Source organism: Vibrio sp. 10N.261.52.A1, from assembly GCF_002876325.1.
GTDB classification, from domain to species: Bacteria; Pseudomonadota; Gammaproteobacteria; order Enterobacterales; family Vibrionaceae; genus Vibrio; species Vibrio chagasii.
In genome coordinates this window covers 1-4565 of record NZ_MCYD01001217.1, presented here as the reverse complement: position 1 = coordinate 4565, position 4565 = coordinate 1, and the positions used below count along the sequence as shown (strand labels likewise).

Below are 4565 nucleotides of genomic sequence, written 5' to 3'. Positions count from 1 at the left end.
ATATAAGATATTCACTATGATTATATAAAATCACAGCATATCTCTCTTAATAGCCAAGAGCTCATCTCCCGATTGTTCGAACACAAAGGCAGCGATTAGCAACAAAAAAGCCACGCATCATGCGTGGCTCTAAAATTTATACTAACAGATTTAATGACTTAGAGGGGAGTTCTACACAACACCCTCAGAAATCAGACTGTGTTTATTCAGTAAACGGTACATGGTTGCCCGTGACACCCCCAGTTCCTTAGCGGCTAATGAAACCTGTCCACCATAAGATTCCAAGACGATCAGTAAGGCATCACGCTCTGAACGTTCACGAATGCTCTTCAAGCTGCGTCGCTCATCATTCTGCTTTGGCAGGTCAAGCTGCTGCTCCTCAATGATCACAGCATCAGACATCAACACAACGCGCTTTATCTGGTTCATCAATTCGCGAACATTGCCTGGCCAGTGATAGCGATTCATCGAGCGAATAGCATCTTCTGAAAAACTCTTTGCCTGAGCGTTAAACTCTTTCGAATACTCTCGTAGGAAGTGATTGGCTAATACGGAAATATCACTCACGCGCTCTTTGAGGCTCGGTACATGAATGCGTAGCACATTAATGTAGTGATAAAGCTCTTCGTTGAAATCCCCTTCGATTAAGGCTTTTTCGATATCAGACGAGTTTGCTGCCAGAATACGTACATCAACAGACTTAGGTCCATCAGCCGTTTCAATCTTGCCTTCTTGTAGAAAACGCAGCAGATTCAACTGTTGATTACGTGGCATCGCCAAAACATCATTGAGCAAGATGGTGCCGCCATCAGCCTCTTCTAACATACAAGGAGAAGACATTGGCTGTTCGGAGATACCAAATACCTCAGATTCTATTCTCATTTCAGACAAGGCACGGCAGTTCACCGTTAGAAATGGCTTTTGAGATCGTGAGGAGTTTTGATGAATAGAGCGTGCAATCGTCTCTTTACCTGAACCGCTCTCTCCATAAATCAGAATACTGACATCCGTTGGGCCAATACGCTTCACTTGGTCTCTTAGGCGTTTCACAGCCACAGAGTCGCCTAGCAGTCCCATATTGTTGTTGATGCCATAGTTTGGCCATACTTTCTGTTCAAGCTTAAGCATTCCTAACTGGTGACCAATGGTGCTTAACAGCTGAGCGTCTGGAATCGGGGCAGTGAAAAAGTCGATACAAAAGTTAACGATAAACTGGCAGATCGTATCTGAACTTAATTGAGATTCACGGATAAACGCGAGCCATCTTACCTGCTTGTTATTACTCACAAGGTTAGCAATACCATTAAGGCTGAATTCATCATGGCTAAGATCCACAATGCCAATACATGGACCAATTTCATTAATCAAGGCATCCGCTTTTCGTAAGTCGGCACACTGGGTACACTGCCAACCCACTTGCTCTAATACAGATAACCAGGGTTCGTACGCACCACCAACGACGATAAGAGAACCTGGCAAGGAATCCATCTTAAATTGAGTTCCCATCCTTCTTCCTTATTCTATTTTTATTTAAATCAGGCTAATACGAGTCACCGCTTATTCGCGTGGCAAAATGCCGCGAGATCGTATTCAATGCAGAAACCTATAGTAGAGAGACTATCTTAGATTTTATGTCTCATTAGTAAGACTATGTCAGAAATAATGATTTTTCGAATCAAGAGTGCGGTACAGGCTGGATTTTGAGGCCTAAAAACAGAAAAAGCCACCCGAAGGTGGCTTTTTATTGGATCGAGTTGCGATAACCCTCAAGCGATAATTACGCTTGTGGGCGCATTGCCGGGAACAAGATCACGTCACGGATTGTGTGCGTGTTTGTGAATAGCATTGCTAGACGGTCGATACCGATACCTTGACCTGCTGTTGGCGGTAGGCCGTGCTCAAGTGCTGTGATGTAGTCTGCATCGTAGTACATTGCTTCATCATCGCCTGCGTCTTTCGCGTTAACTTGCGCTTTGAAACGCTCGTCTTGGTCTTCTGCATCGTTAAGCTCAGAGAAGCCGTTTGCTACTTCACGGCCACCGATGAAGAACTCAAAACGGTCTGTGAAGAACGGGTTGTCATCGCTACGACGAGCTAGAGGAGAGATATCCGCTGGGTAGCCTGTGATGAACGTTGGTTGAATTAGCTGAGGCTCAGCCGTTTCACCAAAGATCTCTTCAAGAAGCTGACCACATGTCCAGAACGTTTCTACTTCAACGTGTACAGATTTCGCGATTGCTACCATCTTCTCACGGTCTTGTAGGTCTGCTTCTGTTAGTGCTTGAATCTCAGCATGCTCAGGGTTGTAGTGCTTGATCGCATCGAACATGCTCATACGCGCGTACTTGCCACCGAACTCAACGGTTTCGTCACCGTAAGGCATAGAAGTAGAACCAAGAACGTCCATAGCCGCTGTGCTTAGCATCTCTTCAGTTAGATCCATAAGGTCTTTGTAATCAGAGTACGCTTGGTAGAATTCCATCATTGTGAATTCTGGGTTATGACGTGGAGACAGACCTTCGTTACGGAAGTTACGGTTGATCTCGAATACACGATCAAAACCACCAACCACTAGACGCTTAAGGTAAAGCTCAGGTGCAACACGTAGGTACATGTCGATGTCTAATGCGTTGTGGTGAGTGATGAATGGACGTGCAGTCGCACCACCAGGGATCACGTGCATCATTGGCGTTTCAACTTCTAGGTAGCCTTTTGAGCTCATGAAGTTACGGATTGAAGAAACAAGCTTGGAACGCACGATGAATGCGTTGCGAGAATCTTCGTTCACGATTAGGTCAACGTAACGCTGACGGTAACGCATCTCTTGGTCAGTTAGACCGTGGAACTTCTCTGGTAGAGGACGAAGAGCTTTAGTCAGCAGTTCAAACTCTTCCATGTTCACGTAAAGATCGCCTTTACCTGACTTATGAAGTGCACCTTTAACACCGATGATGTCACCGATATCTAGGCCTTGGTACTTCTCTTTCAGTACTTTTTGTACGTCTTTCGCTGCGTATGCTTGGATACGACCAGAAGTTTCTTGAATCGCAAGGAATGGACCACGCTTCGCCATTACACGACCAGCGATCGCAACGATGTGGTTAAGCTCTTCTAGCTCTTCCTTAGTCTTCTCACCGAATTCCGCTTGAAGATCGCCAGCTAGGTGCTCACGGCGGAAATCATTTGGGTGACCATTTGCTTTGCAGCTTTGGCGGATGTGATCCAGCTTGCTACGGCGCTCAGCAATTAGTTTGTTTTCTTCTTGTACGTTTTCGTTTTGAACAGCATCAGTCATTGAGATGTACCCTGCTTGTATAATTTGAACAGCTATATTTTCGCAAATATAGTCGGTAAAAAGCTTACAGACCTGATTTCAGGCTAGCTTCAATAAATTTGTCTAAGTCACCGTCAAGAACCGCTTGAGTATTACGGTTTTCAATGCCGGTGCGTAAATCTTTGATACGTGAATCATCCAGAACGTAAGAGCGGATTTGGCTGCCCCAACCGATGTCTGATTTAGTATCTTCATTCGCTTGTTTTTCAGCATTTTGTTTTTGAATCTCAAGTTCAAAAAGCTTAGCACGTAGCTGCTTCATCGCTTGATCTTTGTTCTTATGCTGCGAACGGTCATTCTGACATTGAACCACAGTGTTGGTAGGAACGTGAGTAATACGTACCGCCGATTCCGTGGTGTTTACGTGCTGACCACCAGCGCCCGAAGCACGGTATACGTCAATACGTAAGTCAGAAGGGTTAATGTCGATCGTAATGTTGTCATCAATCTCTGGGTAGATAAACGCAGATGCAAATGAAGTATGACGACGGCCACTTGAATCAAATGGTGATTTACGAACTAGACGGTGAACACCTGTCTCTGTACGCAACCAACCGTACGCGTACTCACCAGAGATACGTACTGTTGCACCTTTCAAACCAGCAACTTCACCTTCAGATACCTCGATAACTTCCGTTTTGAAGCCCTTCGCTTCAGCCCAACGCAAGTACATGCGCAGCATCATTGAAGTCCAGTCTTGTGCTTCAGTACCACCTGAACCCGACTGTAGATCGATGTAACAATCTGAAGCGTCATGCTCACCAGAGAACATTCGACGGAACTCAAGTTTACCTAACTTAGCTTCAAGCTCCGCTAGTTCTGGTTCAATTTCGTCGAACGTTTCTTGATCTTCTTCTTCAACCGCTAGCTCTAGAAGGCCATCAACATCCTCAACACCTTGGTCAAGTTGGTCAATCGTTTCTACTACCGCTTCCAGTGCAGAACGCTCTTTACCTAGCGCTTGAGCACGCTCAGGTTCGTTCCATACATCCGGTTGTTCTAACTCTGCGTTTACTTCTTCTAGACGCTCTTTCTTAGCGTCATAGTCAAAGGTACCCCCTCAGGATATTTGTGCGCTCAGACACATCCTGCAGACGGTTTTTTATAGGATTGATTTCAAACATTTTAGCTCATCATTTATGAGTAGAATTTAACCGGAGAATTGTACTCAAAAGTGTGACGGAGATACAGAAATTTTTAGAGGGCAAACCAATATTCAGTCACTTACAAC

Annotated in this window: 3 protein-coding genes; all 3 read right to left on the bottom strand. The window is 45.0% G+C overall.

Going from position 1 to position 4565, the window contains the following annotated elements; genetic code table 11:
* Positions 1-171: 171 nt before the first annotated feature.
* Entirely contained in the window at positions 172-1506 is a 1335-nt protein-coding gene (gene vpsR / locus BCT81_RS25715) for a cyclic-di-GMP-binding transcriptional regulator VpsR (protein WP_102426300.1), read from the bottom strand.
* Positions 1507-1777: 271 nt separating this feature from the next.
* Complete coding sequence (gene lysS / locus BCT81_RS25710; RefSeq protein WP_102426299.1) at positions 1778-3295, bottom strand: lysine--tRNA ligase; 1518 nt, start codon at positions 3293-3295, stop codon at positions 1778-1780.
* Positions 3296-3359: 64 nt separating this feature from the next.
* Positions 3360-4458 (bottom strand): peptide chain release factor 2 gene (gene prfB, locus BCT81_RS25705; protein ID WP_100205982.1). Its coding sequence is split into 2 segments (ribosomal slippage): positions 3360-4382 and positions 4384-4458, totalling 1098 coding nucleotides; the frame shifts between segments, so codons are not numbered across the junction.
* Between the last annotated feature and the right edge of the window lie 107 nt (positions 4459-4565).